The 18,853-nt window shown below is 42.0% G+C and carries 17 protein-coding genes, 1 tRNA gene and 1 riboswitch; of the genes, 9 read left to right on the top strand and 9 right to left on the bottom strand.

Annotated elements, in window-relative coordinates:
• Positions 1-7 precede the first annotated feature (7 nt).
• Entirely contained in the window at positions 8-472 is a 465-nt protein-coding gene (locus tag OE749_RS13585) for a hypothetical protein (RefSeq protein WP_263713014.1), read from the top strand.
• A gap of 1 nt (position 473) precedes the next feature.
• Here OE749_RS13585 and OE749_RS13590 read toward each other — a convergent pair whose 3' ends face one another.
• The 4 genes from OE749_RS13590 to OE749_RS13605 all read right to left on the bottom strand — a co-directional run bounded on the left by OE749_RS13590 (position 474) and on the right by OE749_RS13605 (position 6,541).
• Positions 474-1,145, bottom strand: coding sequence for an SOS response-associated peptidase (locus OE749_RS13590; RefSeq protein WP_263713015.1), 672 nt, complete (start codon positions 1,143-1,145; stop codon positions 474-476).
• A 154-nt stretch (positions 1,146-1,299) separates the two neighbouring features.
• Complete coding sequence (locus OE749_RS13595) at positions 1,300-3,159, bottom strand: PKD domain-containing protein (protein WP_263713016.1); 1,860 nt, start codon at positions 3,157-3,159, stop codon at positions 1,300-1,302.
• Positions 3,160-3,283: 124 nt separating this feature from the next.
• A riboswitch (cyclic di-GMP riboswitch) is annotated at positions 3,284-3,365 on the bottom strand.
• 241 nt (positions 3,366-3,606) lie between these two features.
• Positions 3,607-5,850, bottom strand: coding sequence for a TonB-dependent receptor (locus tag OE749_RS13600; RefSeq protein ID WP_263713017.1), 2,244 nt, complete (start codon positions 5,848-5,850; stop codon positions 3,607-3,609).
• A gap of 298 nt (positions 5,851-6,148) precedes the next feature.
• Positions 6,149-6,541, bottom strand: a complete 393-nt coding sequence (locus tag OE749_RS13605) for a rhodanese-like domain-containing protein (protein ID WP_263713018.1) — start codon at positions 6,539-6,541, stop codon at positions 6,149-6,151.
• A gap of 307 nt (positions 6,542-6,848) precedes the next feature.
• Between OE749_RS13605 and OE749_RS13610 the strand changes: the two genes are divergently transcribed.
• The 7 genes from OE749_RS13610 to OE749_RS13640 all read left to right on the top strand — a co-directional run bounded on the left by OE749_RS13610 (position 6,849) and on the right by OE749_RS13640 (position 11,993).
• Complete coding sequence (locus OE749_RS13610) at positions 6,849-7,142, top strand: ArsR/SmtB family transcription factor (RefSeq protein ID WP_263713019.1); 294 nt, start codon at positions 6,849-6,851, stop codon at positions 7,140-7,142.
• A 208-nt stretch (positions 7,143-7,350) separates the two neighbouring features.
• The gene (locus OE749_RS13615) at positions 7,351-7,914 is read left to right on the top strand and encodes a gamma-glutamylcyclotransferase family protein (RefSeq protein WP_263713020.1); all 564 of its coding nucleotides are present in this window, start codon (positions 7,351-7,353) and stop codon (positions 7,912-7,914) included.
• 141 nt (positions 7,915-8,055) lie between these two features.
• A complete protein-coding gene (locus tag OE749_RS13620) occupies positions 8,056-10,434 on the top strand; it encodes a diguanylate cyclase (RefSeq protein WP_263713021.1) in 2,379 nt (792 codons plus the stop codon).
• A gap of 192 nt (positions 10,435-10,626) precedes the next feature.
• Positions 10,627-10,842, top strand: a complete 216-nt coding sequence (locus OE749_RS13625; protein WP_263713022.1) for a hypothetical protein — start codon at positions 10,627-10,629, stop codon at positions 10,840-10,842.
• Positions 10,843-10,884: 42 nt separating this feature from the next.
• Positions 10,885-11,058, top strand: a complete 174-nt coding sequence (locus OE749_RS13630; protein ID WP_263713023.1) for a hypothetical protein — start codon at positions 10,885-10,887, stop codon at positions 11,056-11,058.
• Positions 11,059-11,291: 233 nt separating this feature from the next.
• Positions 11,292-11,489: a hypothetical protein gene (locus tag OE749_RS13635; RefSeq protein ID WP_263713024.1), complete on the top strand. Its 198-nt coding sequence runs from the start codon at positions 11,292-11,294 to the stop codon at positions 11,487-11,489.
• Positions 11,490-11,612: 123 nt separating this feature from the next.
• A complete protein-coding gene (locus tag OE749_RS13640; RefSeq protein ID WP_263713025.1) occupies positions 11,613-11,993 on the top strand; it encodes a hypothetical protein in 381 nt (126 codons plus the stop codon).
• 950 nt (positions 11,994-12,943) lie between these two features.
• Here OE749_RS13640 and OE749_RS13645 read toward each other — a convergent pair.
• Entirely contained in the window at positions 12,944-14,974 is a 2,031-nt protein-coding gene (locus OE749_RS13645; protein WP_263713026.1) for an ATP-dependent helicase, read from the bottom strand.
• Entirely contained in the window at positions 14,974-16,203 is a 1,230-nt protein-coding gene (locus tag OE749_RS13650; RefSeq protein ID WP_263713027.1) for a competence protein CoiA family protein, read from the bottom strand. Before OE749_RS13650 ends, OE749_RS13645 begins: the two co-directional genes overlap by 1 nt.
• A gap of 250 nt (positions 16,204-16,453) precedes the next feature.
• Between OE749_RS13650 and OE749_RS13655 the strand changes: the two genes are divergently transcribed.
• Positions 16,454-16,579 (top strand): hypothetical protein, encoded by a 126-nt coding sequence (locus OE749_RS13655; protein ID WP_263713028.1) that lies wholly within the window; start codon positions 16,454-16,456, stop codon positions 16,577-16,579.
• A gap of 644 nt (positions 16,580-17,223) precedes the next feature.
• On the opposite strand, the gene OE749_RS13660 is transcribed toward OE749_RS13655, so the two are convergent.
• The 3 genes from OE749_RS13660 to mutY all read right to left on the bottom strand — a co-directional run bounded on the left by OE749_RS13660 (position 17,224) and on the right by mutY (position 18,788).
• Positions 17,224-17,299 (bottom strand) — tRNA-Phe (locus tag OE749_RS13660).
• Positions 17,300-17,456: 157 nt separating this feature from the next.
• Positions 17,457-17,729 carry an oxidative damage protection protein gene (locus OE749_RS13665; RefSeq protein ID WP_263713029.1) on the bottom strand — a complete coding sequence of 91 codons (273 nt, stop codon included), beginning with the start codon at positions 17,727-17,729 and terminating at the stop codon, positions 17,457-17,459.
• Positions 17,730-17,747: 18 nt separating this feature from the next.
• Entirely contained in the window at positions 17,748-18,788 is a 1,041-nt protein-coding gene (gene mutY / locus OE749_RS13670) for an A/G-specific adenine glycosylase (protein WP_263713030.1), read from the bottom strand.
• Positions 18,789-18,853: the final 65 nt, after the last annotated feature.

The raw sequence follows: 18,853 nt of genomic DNA on the forward strand, positions 1-18,853 counted from the left end.
ACAGAATATGAAAGAGTTAATTCCAGCCACGGTGATTCAAGGCCATCGAATTGCCTCAGGGCAATCAGAGAGTTCGCCCTATCCTGACGGCAGCATTGCCTTGCAAGCCCCCTTTTTTGCAAGGGAGGGCGTATGTATGGATACACTTTACAAGGGCACGCTCAACTTAACGATCTCCCCGTTCGAATTTTCCATCATTGCACCCGATGTTACGTTGGAGAACCTTGTGTGGTGTGAAGGATTTCCGGCAGAAACCTTTTCATTAGTGAAGTGCCAATTAATGTTTAAACAAAAATCCTATCAGGGCTGGATTTACTATCCTCATCCCGACACCAAACCTAGAGACTTTCATCCACCTTCTCTAATTGAGGTGCTTATGCCCTTTATTGAGGGTGTGTGTTACGGTTCTGAAGTAACCTTAGAAGTTAACGCTGAGCAGGTGAACATCACCGCACCTCCCACTGAACGCTAAGTCAAAAATCGAATCCGGTTTGCGTAGGCACTTCACGTGTAATTTCTTCAATTAGCTCTGCACCTCGCTCTGATGCCCGATTCACCCGCTGAGACACAGGATAAAAATAACAAGACTCATCATAATCTTGCCATGCAATACTCTCTGCTTGGGTCACATCTGCCTCTAACCACGACTCAGCAGACGCTCGATTTATAAAAACGGGCATTGCATGGTGAAGGGTGGCTAACCCGCCTTGAGCGGGTCGAGTTAGAATCGCACATGAGGCATATTTACCCGTTGATCCCGTTTCGAAGATACCACCAAATACAAGGGGCGCATTATCCTTTGGCCTAACAAAATAAGGCTGTTTTACATTGCCTACAGGTTTCCACTCAAAGTAGCCAATAGCAGGAATCAAGCAGCGCTGACCTTGTCTCCAAGCGCGTCGAAAGGTCGGCTTTTCGGCCACACTCGACAACCTCGCATTAAACGTCGCGTACTGACTGCTTGGGCGATCTAACCAAGGCGGAATCACGCCCCACCGCATTGCCTGCCCCCCTGAGGGCGTAAACACCGGAATCATCATGCTAGGAGACACGTTGAAACCCAGCTCTAGCTGTTGCGGCCAGCTATCAAGAATATCTGACCACCCATGCATTGCGCCTACATGGTTGGCATATCGACCACACATAACAAAATCGCATTTACTTGCTGTTTCATTTGAGTAAGTGTATGCCAATTACATCTAGCCGTGAATAGCTTAACGTTACGCACAAAAAAGCCAGCGACATAACGCTGGCTTAGATCAAAATTGAGATAAAATATTGGTATATACCAATCTTTTATTACAACTGAATATAATCTCCTGATACGGTATCAACTACCACTACGATATTGTTGAAGGTTGTTCGACTCTTACCTACAACAAACAGTAAGCCAGTGTCAGTATCCATTGCGAGACCTGCACCCGTTGATGGTGAGAAAAAATCGTTACTGTTAATTAGATTTTCAATTAATACGCTTTCTTTCTCAGTGGTAAGATCAAACGCAACTAAGCTAGAGTCTGCATTGATATAATACAACGTATTCGTCTTTTCGTTGACTTCCAAATCTGAAATTGAGATGTTGCTCGCACCATTAACGATTGAGACACTATTCACAGAACCTGTATCAACGCGTAAAAACGGATAGTCAATAGCCGAATTAGCCGCCAATATAATACTGTTATCATTTGGATTAAATGCAGCAGCAATCGGTGCATCAACAGCTAGCGGCGTAGAATCAGGGCCTGCAACCAGAGTGCGATTTCCAGTGTTCAAATCTACTGATGAAACGCTTTCATTGTTGTTATCAACCAAATATACCGTGCCATTGTTGCCTACAACAATATCTACTGGATGACCCACGTCGCTAGAGGTAATCAGCTTAAGCTGCAAATTAGACGGTTCAACCGACATTAATGCGCCACCCGTGCCGTTCGAAAACCCTAGGAGCATTTGGTTTGAGTTTTCGTCAAACGTAAAGCTATACACTTTAGATGTATCAAAATCACTTCCGGCGGGTTGAATATTCAGAACGCTCGCTGTTCCTTTTTGTAAATCTAAAGCATGAGTTTGATTATCACGAACCAAAAGGCCCGTTGTCTGCACATACAATGTATCGTTCTTTGAATCTAAACCGATATCCACAATATCATTAGGTATTACAGTAACTGCATCTTGATCTGAGGATAACGTTAACTCAACGCTTGAACTCAATCCTTTGGAGTCCGTTGCTTTTACAGTCATTGTATCAACGTTTAGTGTATCAACATCTGTCGCTCGCCACGTACCATTGGCTGCATCAACGGTGGCTTCGAAAACAGTACCATTTGCATCAAGCACAACCTTAGATAGCGAAGCACCATTTTTTACGTCAACAGCCCCAAATACATCGAGCTTGTCAGCGTTTGTATAGCTTGACTGAAGGGGAAAATGAACATTCACGTCTGGAACAAAACGTGAAACGACTTTCACATCAACAGTATCGGTCGCTTCAGCGCCAGACTTATCTTTTACGGTGACAGAAAAAGTAAAGGTTTCTTCAATTTCAACATCTGGAGCTATAAAAGAGGCGCTAGATGAATTGCCATCAATAATGTCGATAGCATCCATATTTTCACCCACTTGTACCCACTCATAAGATACGACTTCATCCTGCGTATTGATATCGGCGGCCAATGCACTCAGAGTAATTTTCTCGCCAGCTTTCACAGACTGGTCGGAGCCTGCATCTACGGTGGGGGCTACGTTATCTTCCGTTATGACAATTTTAAATTCATCTTTCACCGATGATGATGCTGTTCTGCACGTTACAGTCACCAATACAGTATTTGGCTTAGTCGGTTTTCCTACTAGCGCTTCAAAATTAACAAGAGTGAGCCCAGAAGCATTCGTCAAACGCGTGATACCGTAGCTCACGGCTTGTCCACTTGTACTTTCACAGGTATTAGTTGGAATTTCGAAATTGAAATCCACCCCTACCTTTGCAGTCAAATCTGGAATCGGGTTCACAACCTTTAACGATCCTGCGGGAGTAGGTTGCTGAGATGACGTAGGTGACGTTGAAGGCGATGAAGCATCAGAGTCGGAAGAGCCGCCTCCACAAGCCGTCAACCCAAAAACAGAGAGAGAAAGCAAGAGTGCTTTGCCAGAAGATATTTTCATTTTTTTATCCTTTTTCTTGAATATCAATCCATTAGTCCATGTAGATATTCAAATACCGCTTTACAGGATAAAGACACCGAGCAGACGCGATCAGCCCTCAGGAAAATCTGAGTAAAGATTGGAACTAGGTAACCCCACTATCTGCCAATTTCAGCAGACTGGTGGCTTTGCGTCCAAGTCTCGCGACTTGTTTGCCTTTATCTATTAATTTCGCAACACAATAAATTGCGCGCGAATGTTAGCCACAACAAAGATTTGAGTCAACACCATCCCACCAAGTACCGACTAAGGTACTGAAAAATTGCAAAATAATAATGCTTTGTGCATTTGATTATTGATTCCATTACACACTCCCACATAGGCTTGAAACGTGTGGGGCTAAATAGAATCAGTCATTGAAAACAAAAAGAGGCACCTAAACGTGCCTCTTTTTAGAGCTAAATAGACTTAGAAGTCTCTTCTATAACGCAATCCAAACTCGCTCGCATCATTGCTTAGAATTTGTAGGATATAGTCACCTGTATTCAAACGTGCGTTGTCATAACGCTCGTCAAACACGTTGCGACCATATAGTGAAACCGTCCAGTCTTCACTAGCTGCAACGTAAGAGATATCAAAGTTAACTAATTCACGGCTGTCTAGCAATGTTTGACGACCTGCGTCAGACGTTGGCTCACCATACATTTCATCTCGGAACGAATAGTCAACACGCGCTTTAATGGTTGCGCCACTGGCTAGCGGATATTCAAACATCGGACTAATCGATGCTGTTAAATCAGGTGTCAGTGGTGCGACAGGCTTCACGCCATCTTTCTCGTCAACATCAACATCCATATAACCTAAGCTAGTATGTACTTTGAAGTTATCTGTTAGTGTTAATGTACCTTCGAATTCAACACCGCGAGACGTTTGCTCAACAACCAAGTTTACTGTGTTAAAGCCACCTACTGCGGTTGTACTTACCTGATAAGGCAAATCTTCAAACTCGGTGTTAAATACTGCAACACTCATGCTGAAGTTGTCTGTTACTTCACCTTTTACACCTAGCTCATAGTTCACTGCGGTAATGTTCTCAGTCGCAACAAAACAGCTACGCGAAGTAAACATACAGTATGGACGAGCAGGGAACTGGCCAGATTGATAACCATTTTGGATGCTACCGTACACGTTGATGCCGCTATCGAAGGTATAGTTTGCAGACAAATCAAACGATACTTCGTCCCATTTATCACTGGCAAATTGTGGTTTCGTCGCATCTGTAGGGCCATCTTCGCCATCGATCCAAATATCTGCTGATGCTTCTTTCTCATCTTTGGTATAACGCAAACCACCAGACACACGAAGAGCATCCGATACATCGTAACCCACGTTGATGAATACCGCTTTACTTGTTGTCTCTTGGTCTAGCGCTAGCAGTGTCGGCCCTTCATTAAAAAACGCACCATCGGTTGAACCCGCAGTACCTGGCATTTGATAGTTGCTGCCTTCTTCTTCAAACCAGTAAAGGCCAGAAACAAAGTCTGCATCACCCAAAAAGCCGTTTATTTGGAATTCTACCGAAGTTTGATCAGCTTCACCTAGCTCAGGGAACTGGTCGATGGTATACACTGTGCCATCGTCATCCAAACCTGCTTTGTACTCAGAAGAACGAGAGCTTACAACCACCTTTGAAGCAAAATCATCATTCCAGTTCCAATCAGCTGTCAGTGAAATACCCGACGCTTCATTGGTGACCGTGGTCACATCACGTGAACCCGTTGCGTTGTCATATGGGTCTGCTGTTGTGTCAGCATTACGCAGTGGGCCATTCTCGAATGTGCCACCAAAACGACCACCCGTGTAGTAAGCGCCTGTAGGCACTTCATCGATCAATACTTGATAAGGACGTAAACCACCTTCACCATCGTTTTTATCCGCCGTTAATACTAAGCTGAAATCATCGCTAGGTGCATATCGAACAGACAAACGGCCGTATAACTCTTTTGTTTCGCCTACATCATATTCAGCATCTGGCACGTTAATGAATTCACCGATGCCATCACGCGCGTTGTAACCTGCATTTAGGTTGAAAGCCAATTCAGGTGTAATTTCACGGTTAAGGAAGATATCTGCTTTTTTGCGTCCACGCGTACCCGCTTCTACATTTAACTTCGTGACCGCCACTTCATCTGGCTGCTTGGTGATAATGTTTATCGCACCACCAATAGAATTACGGCCGTACAATGTTCCCTGAGGTCCACGTAGTACCTCAATACGCTCGATGTTATTCAAATTCCAGTTTTGACCTACTTGGCGTCCAAGATACACACCATCAACATAAACACTCACGCCTGGGTCGGTTGTGATCAAGTGATCTTGCAAACCAATACCACGAATAAAAGGGTTAGCCGAAGATGTATGCCCCGCAGAGAAGCCTGTTACGTTTAAGTTAGGAACAAACTTACCCACATCCGTTAGGTCGGTTACGCCCTGAGCGGCAAGCGCTTCACCATTAAATGCACTAATTGCAATCGGCACCTCATAAATAACTTGAGAACGTTTTGTCGCCGTAACTGTGATAGCTTCAATGTTGCTGTTGTTGTCTTCTTCTGCCGCATCTTGAGCAAAAGCATGACCAGACAAAGCAAGAGAAATAGACGCCCCTAAAAGAGACATTTTTGAAATCTGAGAAATTGTGTGTGTGTTTTTCATGTGTGATTTTCCAAGGCTGCTCTTGACGGCCTGATCGCTATCAAGAATCATATTTTTTAAAATATGGTAGCTATTTTTATTCCCTTGAAAACTTTCATGGTGCATTACGAAAACACACTGAAAGTTTCGCTGGGCATAAAAAAAGGTGCTGTCGGTGCACCCTTGGAAGGTAATTATATATCGGATCAGACCAAGAATACTACTATTGTAAAGCGGTTTTTGTGATTTTTTTGACTAAACAGTCTAATGACAGCATATTTCTCACAGTCAAAAGCACTAGCGCACAGTAATCTTTGAATTACTTATTACAAGGTTCAGTTTCAAAGCCTTTGTCTTCCCACGCTTTCATCCCTCCTGATAGGGAGTAGACGTGAACAAGCCCCATATCTTTTAGCGAATTTACAGTTAAAGCCGACCTTGCACCAGATTGGCAATAAAGTAATATTTTATTTTTCGTTAACCACTGGCCTGGGTTCGATTTTCCTGCTTCTGGCACACAACTGAATAATTGCGCTTCGACCATTCCCCTTGGGATACACTTTGCATTAGGAATACGTCGATTATGATGCTCTCCATGCTCCCTAACATCAATAATTAAAGGAAATTCCGTCAAAAGGTCTTGCGCCGTTGTCGTATCAATCTCTTTTATTTCTTTTTTGATTTTTGCTACATACTCTGGGAAATTCAGCATGCTTCCTCCTCAGAAATGAATTTACCCCCACCCTTAATGGCAGCAAACCCTTCACAATTTCAGCAGTCGTTCAGAAAATTAACTCTACTTTTACTTCTAAAGAATAGATAACACTTTAGATATTGCGTTAATTTCTTTTTTTAACGGTAAAACATAGTTGTACCTAATTTACCAAAAATCATACATTCACAATTTACAATATACAAATATTTAATGCTGTGGTCTTTCCAGTTTAAGAGAGATTGTAGTTCTCAATGAACAGAGTATGATGATGGGTTAATGAAGTAACCATGCGTGCTGTACGACGATGACTTTTGAAGAAATGCAATCCAACGCTGAGCAAGCTTCTTCCTTGCTAAAAGCAATGGCGAATAAACATCGATTACTCATTCTTTGCATCCTGAATGACGAAGAATTATCAGTGAGCGAATTGAACAATCAAATTTTAATTCCTCAATCTACATTGTCTCAACATCTGAGCGTTTTAAGAAAAGACAATTTAGTTTGCACCAGACGTGATGCGCAAACTATTTACTATTCATTAGCAAGCAAAGAAGTTAAAGCAATCATCTCAACTTTGCATGATTTGTACTGTGATTAAACTAATCACCTTTTCCTCATACTCTTGAAAGTCAATGCCTCACCTCAACGTATTGCGCGCTTAGGCTGCTTTCAATAAAAGCGGCCTAAATGACCCCCTTCTAATAGATTAGAAGAATGCGACCTTGCCTCTCACCTAAATGGTAAACTAGTCTAAACTTGTGTCGCTAAACCAAATTTAACAGTCTTCAATTAAGGAGCGAGTAACGATGGAGCCTGAGGATACCGTTGCTAGAAAGGAAGAGGATTTTCAAGAAGACGTAAACTACTTTGCTTATGGCGCCAATATGGCTTCACGGGTGATGACCAAACGTCGAGGGATCGCACCGATATGGAGCTCACAGGCACATATTATGGACTGGGAGCTATCTTTTACACATCCTGGCATAAATTTTTTAGAGCCTCGCTTCGCCAACATCACACCACAGCATGGTTCAGTTGTGTTTGGTGTGATTTATCGAATTTCAGTCGACGAGTTATATACCCTCGCCAAATCTGAAAGCAGTAAATACACGTTTGCCAATGCTATGGCACAACTTAGGGATGGAACGACACTACCGGTTATCATGCTAACAAGTGAAGCTGCAAAATCTCCGGGGTTACCATCAAAACGCTATCTGGATTTAATGCTAGAAGGCGCAAAAGAATTTCACTTACCATCTACTTTTATTAAGCATCTGGAGCTTCACCCTTCTAAGCATGTTCCCATGTTATCACCTATATTTGGGTGGAGTATGGAGCGAGTTCACTCCTTGCTCAATTCTTGGGTTTAACACGCAAATTGCCTTTTAGCATTTGATATCACCGCATAAAATAAAAGCCGTTATATAGCGGAGGGTGAACTCTAATCCTAAGACACTTGTCAGACCTAATTCAATCGATATATTCGTGTAAACTATAACGAGCTGGCGACCATGTACCACCAGCCACTTGACCGTAATTCGTTGTATTCTGGAGTATCAGAAATGGGTGTGGGACTTTTCAATATTACAGCTGCTGTATTGATAAGCATGCTGACTTTCGCATGTGTGGGCAATGCCGCTCCCACCCAAGAGCTCGCTGAGCTTGAGCAAGCGCTTAGCCAGCGTCAGGGCAACAATGTACTGCCGATTCTTGAAGAAATCGTAGAAATCAGTTCGCACCCGCATCCCGTATATGCCAAGCAGTATGCATTACGGTGGGTCGCTGCCGCCAGCCAATACGCCTCTGACACGCCGCAATATGCCAAGGCGCTGATAAAGCTAGCCACTTTACAAGTAGGTCAGGCCAACATTTCTGATGCATCTGCCAATGCAACAAGAGCTAATAATTTAAGTAAAAAGTATGGCTGGCAAATGGCTGAGGTCGAAAGCCTTCGCCTTTTAGGGGTAATTGCGCGTTACGAATCTCATCTTGACGAAGCCCTTACCTTATTTGAACAAGCCAAGCTACACGCAGAAAAATACAATTTACCTATTGAGCGCGCATCTTCTGAATATGAAATCAGTATCATCTATTTTTACCAAGGCAAGTTTAATGAGGCCATACGTATTCTCAAACGCATTCTGCCAACCTTTGCCTCGTTTTATGACACCATAAAAGTAGGTAAAACACTAAATATATTAGGCATTCTGTATGGAAGCCAGTCACGCTATGAGGAATCTTTAGAAGCACATTTACAGGCACTTGAGATCGCCCGAGAAACCGAAGATGCTTCGACAGAGCAGGCATTACTTAACAACATAGGGGTAACCTACAACCGTTTAGATAAATACGACGAAGCCTTAAAGATTTATCAAGATGCGCTCGCGCTGGCAAAGCGAATTAATGATACACATAGCGAAGGTCTGGCCTTGTTAAATATCGCGCCTTTATACCGTGACGCAGAAAATTACGAAACAGCTATTAGTTATTATCAACAAGGTATATCAATAGCAGAAAAACTAGGGGACAAAAATCTTCAATCGCAGGGACTGAATGGGCTGGCGGGCCTGTATTATGCTAAAGATGATATACCTACGGCAAAAGCGTTGGCACAAGCAGCACTCAATTTAGCAGATGAAATCGGTGATAACACCGTCGCTCTCAACCCTCGCTCTCACTTAGCCAGAATCGCACTACAAGAAAAAGACTTTGCCGCCGCTTTAAACTACGCGCAAGACGCGTTGAAAATTGCAACGCAACAAGAATTCAGCTCAGAAGTCAGTGACATGCATTTTTTATTGGCAACGATTTATGAGGCACAAGGAAATTTTCAGCAAGCGCTTGAAGCTTACAAAACCTACTCTTCAATTAAAGATGACATTTTTAATGATAAGAGTGACAAAAAAATTGCGGCATTACGCGCTAAGAATGAAGCCATTCAAACAGAACATAAACTCGAACAACTCGCACTTGCACAGGAGCTCCAAAACGTAGAACACAAAAAAGAAATGGAGCATCAAGAGCGCATCGCCGACGCGCAGATAGTACAGCGCAACGTAATTATTGTATTGGTTATTTCATTGGGTTGGGTAGCGTTCCTGTTACACAGACGCTGGCTACAAAGGCGCCTGAATAAAAATCTAAGTAAACAAGTAAAACATCGAACAAAACAGCTGGCTCAGAAGAATGAAGAATTGCAGGAAGCCTACGAAGTTATGGAGCTGCGTAGCCAAACAGATGAATTGACCAAGTTATTTAATCGCCGCTTTTTAATGCAGCGACTCACCAACGAATTGCAGAATTTGCAGCAACAATCGCACACAAAGCGTAAAACAGACATGCATCAAGATTACGTTTTTTTGATGTTGGATTTAGATAACTTTAAGCAAGTAAATGACACTCACGGACATACCGCAGGCGACATTGTCTTGATGGAACTCAGTAAAATCATGAGCCAGGTGTTCCGAGGATCTGATTATTTGGTTCGTTGGGGCGGTGAAGAGTTTCTCGTGGTGATGCGCCACGTCAATCGACACGATGCATCAACCTACGCAGAACGCTTCAGACAGGCAGTCGCCACCCATCCGTTTCATGTTAGCGATGACACCACGTTGCATCTCACCTGCTCAATTGGTTTCACCTGTTATCCACTCATACCAAACAACTATTCAATTGCTAACTGGTCTCAGGTGGTAGATATCGCCGATACCTGTTTGTACGCCGCCAAGCGCAATAAGAAAGATGCGTGGGTAGGATTAGAGTTTTCAAACACACCTGACGATCCAGATTTATTCAAACATATCATGTCAGATACCCCAAAAGTATTGAGCTACAAAGAAACTCACTTGCTGACATCTATCGTGACAACACAACCTCTTTCATGGCAATAGAGTTACGTAACGCAAGTTAAATTCTCAATGAAATTTGATACTTATGGTTCAGGGTGAAAAAACACCTTGTAAATTGTCTATAAAGCACTACTTTTGTAATACAAATAATATCTTTTTGATGTCAAAAATAAGCTTTATAAATTGGTTGCCGATAAAGTCCATACATGAATACATGAGATACTGGAGAAAATCATGTCTGCCCCAAGTAAAAAACCGCTTACGTTGCGGTTAACCACGCACCTCGTTGACGAGATTCAGGAAGCCGCTTCAACGCAAGGTATTACTACACAAGAATTTATCCGCCGCGCAATAGGTACAGAGCTGTACTTAATGAAAGAACATGCCAATGGCTCGCGTGTGCTGATTCAGACAAAAGACAATGAAGTAAAGGAAATTGTGCTAAGATAAATTATGCAGTGATGGTTACGGATGACGTTGAGGAATTGGGTTATGGCCAAAGAGGATGAAAACGATCAAAGTGTCATTGTTATTGATGATTACGTTCTGCCGAATGTGATCCATATCGACACACCTGTGCCTAATCCTCCTCCTGAAGACGACGAGACAAGCCACACTGTATCGATCAAAACCTATAGAAATCTAATTTGGCGAATATACCGCTAGTCTTTTCTTCTCATTTGCTTGTTATCTTTTCTTTTCGCTTCTCTCAATTCACACATGTTGATATTACAGAAAATTTTAACCTTATACTTTTCAGTGCTTTAGTACTGAATTCGTAACATATCGACAAAACCTCACGTTAAAACACTTGCGCCTGATTGTTTTTTGATCAATATTGAAACCAATAAGACATCAAAAAGATATCTTATTTAATCAAACCAATCGGAGTACTCATTATGTGTAACAGAGAAACGTTAGTACTGAAAATTTCGAGAAAAGTCATTGATGAAATCCACCGCACGGGTATGGACACAAAATCATTCATGATGAAAGCCATTGGCGATGAGCTGTTCATCAGGAATGAGCTGGCTGAAGGCAATGTGCTGTGTTCAGTATCTAAGTACTCGACGGTTAAACAACTCGATATGAGATAGGTCTCTTAACGCTCTAGATTGAGCAGACAGGAAGAAGAACATAAGAAAGGAGCGCTTACACTCAAAAACAAGGATTTGCCAACGAGACACAATCTCATAGTCATCCTCATAGGAGGCATTGGTATGAGAGGAAGTAAACTTCGTGATGAGCGTAAACGTAAACTAAATTTTCAACGCATTTTGACCGTATTTAACAAGAAAAATGCAGCGAATGAACCAACAGGGGAGGAACAAAGCGAATCGACTATTGATTCATCAATAGCGCCTCGCACGATTAATGTTGATGATCAGGTTAAGATTTCATCCAATAAGCGACGTATGGATCTTGCCATTATCTGGTCACTCATCTTTGTAGGGTTGATTTTTGTTCCAATGCTGTTTGTAGGTTTCGGCGCGATTGAGTTTGAAATCTGCAAGCAAATTTGGGAACAACTACTCACACCTACCGTCGCCATTAATACCGCAATTATTGGATACTTGTTCGGTCGAAATGGTAAAAACTAACCTACCAATAGACGTAAAATAATAGGGTAGCCAAGGAACGCTACTCTGTGTTTTTATCTTTGCTTGTGTCTTAACTTCCGACAATTCATTCGCAGTAAACTAAACTCACTATTTCTATAGAGTGCCCAGAGGCGGAATCGATACGCGCTACGCAGTAGCACCGACACGAGGTGCGAATTTAAACATAACACACACCGTTAGAATGTGTTCTTGAATTCACTTAACCCCAGAACGAAAAAAGCCTCGACCATTTCTGATCAAGGCTTTCGGAATAATGGTGCCCAGAGGCGGTGTCGATACGTGCTACGCAGTAGCATCGACACGAGGATTTTCAATCCGCTAAGCAGACAATGCATTTCAATTTAAAATCAATCACTTAGATAGATTTCCATTCCAAGTGGAACTTCCGAAAACTGACTTGCAAACCGCATGTTTTGGTTCAATTAAAACTGCGTTTTTGGAAATCAATTTTTAAGGAGGTTTTATCGAAAATTCACGTTCACGAAGCGCATAAAACAAAAAACCGAGGTGTGAACTCGGTTTGATATTGGATGTGAAGTCAAGATTAGACGAATCTTAACGCCCCACCAGTTGTAGTTGCCAGACTATAACTGCGATTTTGAAATCAGTTAAATATTACCGTTGGTACTTACTCTTGCGTAGCAGATCTTCATAAACAAAGGTACCTTTTCTTTACATTGAAAACTTTACGGATTTATTTACACTCAAGCAAGCTGTTTCCTAAGGTCTTGTCAGTAAATGAACACTAGCAAACAAGTGGTCGTTTATTTTACGAACTATTTGTCTGCTATAATTTGATTAAACCAATTGGAGGATTTGTATAAAGTCTTGGGAAGAGCATAAAATTGAAATGCAAAAAGAAGAACAAAAAGGATGGCTATCTGCATTGGTCTATTCAACTGTAATTATAGTGCTGGTATTCGCCTTCCTTAAATTCTAAGTTTCTTGAACTCCTTTATGTACCATTTATGAAGCTTGTTTAACTTAGGACTCAATGCGTCAATGCTATTTGCATAAATTGCATCGCCAGTTCTAATGGCGGCAGTTAGTCCTGTCTCATAAACAAATCTTGTTGCAACTGACGTAAGTTTCGGTGTCGAATCCCACGCATTGGCTAACCATTTTTTCAGTCCTTCATCCTCGGGGACGATGAACGTTACGCTGCGCATAGCACGTGTCATCCCGACGTAGAATAGCCTTCTGTTTTCTTCAAGTTCTGAATCCGTGGTTAATTCTTTTGGTAAAACAATGTCAGCATCATTTTTAGCTATACCTGGATAGTCCTTTTCATTTAGTCCAACCATTACCACATGGTCCCACTCAAGCCCTTTGGAAGTATGAAGCGTAGATAAAACAAACTCAGCAGTGCTTACAGGTTCAGGTGGTTCCAAAATCAAATTCAAGAATTCTAAACCAGATAGATGAGATGTAAGCAGTAACTGTTCAATTCTAAAGGTACCGCGCTTTTGGTCGTTAGAGCCAATTCGTGAAACGCCTCCAAACCCAATGCTATCGAATAGCCCTAGGTTTTTTAGGTCTGAAAACATAGTAGAAGCGTTTGTATTTTCATCATATTTGTTTTTTAAGGCACTTAGTTCATCTACTCTTTGTCGCCGAAATTCGCTTTGCCCCAATAAACTGTAGAGAGTATTCCATAAATCTGAATCTGGATGCATTAATACTTGTCTTGCTTCCTGCAGTTGCCCCTTTTCCCATTTGAAACCAGCATTTTTTAAGAAACCGAAAACTAATGTCTGCCTTTGTGGATTGCCATTTAAGATTTGTAAATCCCCAAACATCCCTATGGAAAAATAGATCGCTAACATGCCAATTTCTGCCCGAGTGTATAGAGGTGAATCACCATTCAAATACGAATAGGCAATTCTATTCATTCGCAATGCTAGTTCTGTTTCAGCGAGGCTAGCTTTCGTCCTTGATAGTATTGCGCAAGAGCCATCTTGATTGGCGAGCTCTCTAAGTGCACTTTGCATGTCGTCTTCATGATAGATTTGAATCTCTGTATTCGTCGCACTCGGATGACTTATACAAAGACTCGATTGCTTGACAGAATTGCGACGGATCACGGAATTAGACATAAGGGCTAACTTATGTCCGAATCTAAATGTACAGGAGAGGTTAAAAACTTTTGTATTTATATAATGCTTCTCGAATATACCAGCAATGAAATCTGGGCGCGCACCACGCCATTCATAAATGCACTGGTTGACGTCTCCCACAGCCATAACAGACACCCCAGACGTCGCTACCCTTTTTACAAGTTCATTTTGTATGAAATTTACGTCTTGATATTCATCAACAATGATCTGCCTGAATGTCCCTAGAATCTGTGGACATTCGTTGAGTATTTTTACTGCTTCAATCAAACAATCGTCAAAAGTACGTAATTTGTTTTCATCTAAGGTATCGCAATACCAACTGTAAGCTCTTAAAAATTCGGGTTTTGTTTCGTTCAATGATGGATCTGAAGAAATATCGCTCGGTACTATTCCTTCGGCACGATTACGGGTGATAAAAAGCTCCAGTTCCTCAATATCATCCTGCGGGATATACGTGTCGCTATGCGAAAAACCATTGCGATACGCTTGTTTAACCATGTTTACATGTTTTGGGTCGGCAGGCGTTAGTAGCGTTCTTTTCTCAATAAGCTTTCTATTTTCTGCAACCTTAATGACTTGTAGTGCGAAGCTATGAAATGTTCGTACTTCAGGAATAACATCACTATCTAGAGCAATTTTTAGCTTTTCAGCAAAACTCACTTGTGCTGATTTATTGTACATGAGTACCAAAATAGCCCTCTTCGAAACTCCGGACTTAACTAGTCTTTCTACTCTTTTAACCAACGTTGTCGTTTTGCCGCTACCAGGTACCGCTTTAACTAGTGCATGTCCATCAAGGTGGTGGACGACAGCTTTTTGCTCTCTTGTAAGTCTTTTGGCCATTAAATCAACTCATAATCGGCACATCTTCTCGCCTCTGTATAAGCCACTTTCTTGGCTCTTTTTTGGCATTCCATGTAGCCGTCAATCCAATTTTTTCCATGCTTGCACAGAAGGCACATTGGGTATCTTCTCTCTGGATCAGCATGTTGAAGAAATAATTGAAGATTCGCCTCTAAAGCATCAGATGGGAGTTTCTTTAGCCACATATTCACACTTGAGAAGTCGTCAACTTCGATATTTCCAAGTGCGACTCGCTTCTCGTAGAGCCTTCCAGATTCGCTTAAAGTCCAACAGGAAATCTCAGTATTGTCGGCTATGCAAGTACCGCTGCATTTATCTCTAGTTTGTATTTTTGGAGAAAAGTTATACAAAGAAATTCGTTCATCGATTCGGCGATAGACGCCGTCCAATAGCATTTGAATATCTCTCTCTGATTCAATTTTGAATTCAATAATTGGAATACCGCTAGCTATTTTCTCTTGTGAACATGGGTGTGTTACACATATCTCGATGAAACAGCGTCGCTCGCTTTTCGAATCTTGCAGCAATACATCAGGTGTAAAACCAGTCACGTTATCGAATTTTTCTAACTCAGCCTTATCGAATATGCGTACTAGGTCGTATCTCGCTAATGTCACTTTCTCGCATTTAAAACCAAAGTCATCCAAGAGTTTGGCTTTGTGACCGTCACAAACAACCAGTCGATTTAGCTCCAACGTAATGGGCTCATTTTCAGTTAAAGCGCGTCTATAGGTATTCAGAAATGCATTTTTAGCGCATTTATGAATATATGTTTCATAGGAACAAGAATCGTAATGATGGCGAAAATGCTTGGCCTTGATTTGACCTAAAATGGGAATGAGGTCGCCTTCACACCCGGGGCAACTATATCGTTCTAGTCTCTTTGCATCATTTACGTGTGTAAGATTACCCCGTGAATTATAGGCATATCGATACTGTACAGAGTCTTCTTTTTCATCCATAAAATTTGTTAACTCAGTGAAAACAATACTTAAAACAGCTAGTAACCAGTAAATCTTAGCTTTTAAAAGTTTAACATGTACAAAATGATAACTGCATTGTGAGGTGCATAGCGAGCAAAATGGTGCTAAATGTGAGTTATTTTTTGATGACGCCCTAGGTGCTTTTTCAGAATCTGAAAAAGCGATAACGAAAAAATTTTTCGATTTTTTTACACGCTTTTTAAGCTGTTGTTCTGTTCCAAACAATTACCACACCTGATGGATATTCATCTATTTATGGCCAGCCCACGGATCACGTGGGCTAAGGGTGGGACAAATCGTCACAAATTCTAATCTCTACATCTCCTACTTTTCAGTTTGCTCTCTCTATGTTACCAACTTGCGTTTTTTACACTTTCCACTAGTGTTTTACTTAGTTTAAGGGTTTTCCCCAACCTTTTAGCAGTTAACGTCGGGAGTTAGATGACTTTTTTGGAAACGTTAACTGAGGAAAACCATGAACAGTTCGATATTTTTAGACAAAGGGGATGTGGTAAGACTTACAGGTACAAAAGTACGTAAACTACAAGTCGAACACCTTTCAAAATCAAATATTTCTTTTCAGCTAGACCGCAATGCTTAAACTCAATATATCAATGATTTTGGAAAGCTGTTTCTTTGTGCACGATATTTCTAAAAGGGGCGGAGCTTTAATGTTTGATTGGACTGATGATTTGAGGGCATTAATAGACCGAATAACTAATTCAATGCCTTCCGCTTCAAAATATTTTTTTACTAGTAAAACGGGTGAACCACATAACGCGGAATCATTCAGTAGTGCTTGGCAGAGATCGATGGCTAGGGCGTTAGAAAACGACCTAGAGAAACCGTTTGCTGAGAGATATTTGAGGAATAAAGCTATAACTGACTACAATGACCTGGCGAAGGCTAGCAAAACAGTAGGTCACACAAGTACTTCCGTTACAAAGCAACATTATAGTATGCTTGGAGCGCGGGTAGAACCGTTCGAGAAACGAGTATAGTTTTTGGAAAATACGGTTTTATTTGGAAAGTTGAAATGGGGCTAGAATTGAAAAAGCCCCGCAATTGCTTGCAGGGCTTCAAGAATAATGGTGCCCAGAGGCGGAATCGATACGCGCTACGCAGTAGCACCGACACGAGGTGCGAATTTAAACATAACACACACCGTTAGCATGTGTTCTTGAATTCACTTAACCCCAGAACAAAAAAAGCCTCGACCATTTCTAGTCAAGGCTTTCGGAATAATGGTGCCCAGAGGCGGAATCGAACCACCGACACGAGGATTTTCAATCCTCTGCTCTACCGACTGAGCTATCTGGGCAATCTCGGTTAGCTTAGCGGTTTCAGTAACTCGCCTCGCTGTGGGTGCGTATTAAACGGATATTGACGCACTAAGTCAACACCTTTTTGTAGAAATTTATCACTTTTGTGACCGTTTGAACAAAAAGCACCCATATTGCTATAAAAGCCACCGCATTTTACTTGCTTGGAGGTGTGTAACCTTCAATTTCAGGCTCTTTTCCTTCAAACAAATACGCTTGCATTTGTTCTTCAAGGAACTGGCGAGCGGTAGGCTCCATCATGTTAAGTTTATTTTCGTTAATTAGCATAGTTTGCTTTTTCTGCCAGTCCATCCATGCTTCTTTTGAGATATTGTCGAAAATCTTTTTGCCAAGTTCGCCTGGGTATAATTGAAAATCTAGCCCTTCGGCGTCTTTCTTTAATCGCTGACAAAATACGGTTCTGCTCATAACTGTTCCATCGCTTGGTTATAAATGCTTGCCAATAGTAGCAAACAATTTTTTAGTTGGTGCTGCTAATCCCACGTTCGCGGGCTGGGTCAAATCGTACCACATTTGCACTTGCTCACCTGCCATTGATTGGGGCGGCTGCGACAAATGCAATATCACGGGCTGAATATCCAAATGATAATGGCTAAACGTATGTCGAAAAACAGGTAGGGGCTGTTGGCTTACGGTACCTAATTTCAACCGCTCTATTTTGTCTGGGATCTGTTCTGGTGTATCAACCTCATAAAACCCCCATAATCCACCCCACAACCCGCTAGGAGGGCGCTTATACAATAACGCTTGCTGCTGCCACATGGGAATCATCATTATCGTCGATTTCTCGGGCAATATTTTCTTGGGCTTTTTACCCGGCAGTTCAGCTTGACGCCCAGAAGCATAGGCAATGCAATCTACTTGAACTGGACACCTGTCGCATGCGGGTTTACTGCGGGTGCATACCGTTGCGCCCATGTCCATCATGGCTTGCGTGTAATGGTGAGTGCGAGATGTAGGCGTTAACGCATCGGCATGCTCCCACAGCACGTTTTCAACAGCTTTAACACCCGGCCAACCTTCGATACCTAAATAGCGCGCCAATACGCGCTTTACATTCCCGTCAAGAATACTATGAGACTGATTGCAAGCGATTGACAACACGGCTCCGGCAGTAGAACGCCCAATGCCCGGTAGCGTCATTACTTCGCTAAGCGTGCGGGGAAACGCACCGTTATATTCAGCCACAATCATTTTTGCTGCTTTATGTAAATTTCTAGCGCGGGCGTAGTAGCCCAGCCCCGTCCAGTGATGTAGCACCTCATCTTCTGGGGCATCAGCCAACGCGTGAACATCGGGAAAACTTGCCATAAAACGCGCGTAATACGGAATGACTGTTTTTACCTGAGTTTGCTGAAGCATAATTTCTGACACCCAAACCCGGTAAGGCGTGATATCCTGTTGCCAAGGAAGATTCTTTCGGCCATGTTGGTCAAACCATGCCAAAATGCGATCGGAAAAGCTCATATACAACGTATCGCTACCTGTTTCTAAATAACTGTTAGCGATTTTACTCGATTTGACCCGATTTG

Source organism: Fluctibacter corallii, from assembly GCF_025751585.1.
Taxonomy (GTDB): domain Bacteria; phylum Pseudomonadota; class Gammaproteobacteria; order Enterobacterales; family Alteromonadaceae; genus Fluctibacter_A; species Fluctibacter_A corallii.

Bases quoted from the DNA above. Each gene is read 5' to 3' on its own strand.
- OE749_RS13655 (WP_263713028.1), top strand. From the start codon at position 16,454: ATGAACAGTTCGATATTTTTAGACAAAGGGGATGTGGTAAGACTTACA.
- OE749_RS13630 (WP_263713023.1), top strand. From the start codon at position 10,885: ATGGCCAAAGAGGATGAAAACGATCAAAGTGTCATTGTTATTGATGAT.
- OE749_RS13620 (WP_263713021.1), top strand. From the start codon at position 8,056: ATGTACCACCAGCCACTTGACCGTAATTCGTTGTATTCTGGAGTATCA.
- OE749_RS13645 (WP_263713026.1), bottom strand. From the start codon at position 14,974: ATGGCCAAAAGACTTACAAGAGAGCAAAAAGCTGTCGTCCACCACCTT.
- OE749_RS13590 (WP_263713015.1), bottom strand. From the start codon at position 1,145: ATGTGTGGTCGATATGCCAACCATGTAGGCGCAATGCATGGGTGGTCA.
- OE749_RS13665 (WP_263713029.1), bottom strand. From the start codon at position 17,729: ATGAGCAGAACCGTATTTTGTCAGCGATTAAAGAAAGACGCCGAAGGG.
- OE749_RS13615 (WP_263713020.1), top strand. From the start codon at position 7,351: ATGGAGCCTGAGGATACCGTTGCTAGAAAGGAAGAGGATTTTCAAGAA.
- mutY (WP_263713030.1), bottom strand. From the start codon at position 18,788: ATGAGCTTTTCCGATCGCATTTTGGCATGGTTTGACCAACATGGCCGA.
- OE749_RS13595 (WP_263713016.1), bottom strand. From the start codon at position 3,159: ATGAAAATATCTTCTGGCAAAGCACTCTTGCTTTCTCTCTCTGTTTTT.
- OE749_RS13635 (WP_263713024.1), top strand. From the start codon at position 11,292: ATGTGTAACAGAGAAACGTTAGTACTGAAAATTTCGAGAAAAGTCATT.
- OE749_RS13640 (WP_263713025.1), top strand. From the start codon at position 11,613: ATGAGAGGAAGTAAACTTCGTGATGAGCGTAAACGTAAACTAAATTTT.
- OE749_RS13605 (WP_263713018.1), bottom strand. From the start codon at position 6,541: ATGCTGAATTTCCCAGAGTATGTAGCAAAAATCAAAAAAGAAATAAAA.
- OE749_RS13585 (WP_263713014.1), top strand. From the start codon at position 8: ATGAAAGAGTTAATTCCAGCCACGGTGATTCAAGGCCATCGAATTGCC.
- OE749_RS13600 (WP_263713017.1), bottom strand. From the start codon at position 5,850: ATGAAAAACACACACACAATTTCTCAGATTTCAAAAATGTCTCTTTTA.
- OE749_RS13625 (WP_263713022.1), top strand. From the start codon at position 10,627: ATGTCTGCCCCAAGTAAAAAACCGCTTACGTTGCGGTTAACCACGCAC.
- OE749_RS13610 (WP_263713019.1), top strand. From the start codon at position 6,849: ATGACTTTTGAAGAAATGCAATCCAACGCTGAGCAAGCTTCTTCCTTG.